This is a genomic window from Kocuria marina (genome assembly GCF_000786655.1).
In the GTDB taxonomy this organism is placed as follows: Bacteria; Actinomycetota; Actinomycetes; order Actinomycetales; family Micrococcaceae; genus Kocuria; species Kocuria marina_A.
Genome location: NZ_JROM01000052.1, coordinates 1 through 359 on the forward strand (window position 1 = coordinate 1; position 359 = coordinate 359).

The 359-nt window shown below is 64.3% G+C and carries 1 protein-coding gene; it reads left to right on the forward strand.

Annotation, left to right across the window (positions count from 1 at the left end; all coding sequences use genetic code 11):
* Positions 1-34 precede the first annotated feature (34 nt).
* The coding region (locus AS25_RS15095; RefSeq protein ID WP_216594119.1) for a helix-turn-helix domain-containing protein at positions 35-359 on the forward strand (325 nt) is incomplete at its 3' end.

Genomic DNA, 359 nt, shown 5'->3' on the forward strand with positions numbered 1-359 from the left:
TGGTCGTCGCAACACCTCGATCGGGAGGTGTCAGATGGTTCGTCGTCAGCAGGCAGCAGATCGGGCGGAGCGACCGAAGCTTCGGTCCCCTGGGCATCCGAAGTTCCAACGGCATGTCGAGGCGGCGTTCTGGGCGGAGATCGCCAAGGGGCTATTGCCCATCGAGGCTGCTGCCGTGGTCGGCGTGGCGCAAGCTGTCGGTCAGCGATGGTTCCGCCACGCTGGCGGCATGCCTCCATTCGATCTGAAGTTCACGCCAACCGGACGCTACCTGTCGTTCGCTGAGCGTGAGGAGATCGCATTCCTGCGTGCTCAGGGACGCGGCGTGCGCGAGATCGCTCGAACTCTAGGCCGTAACC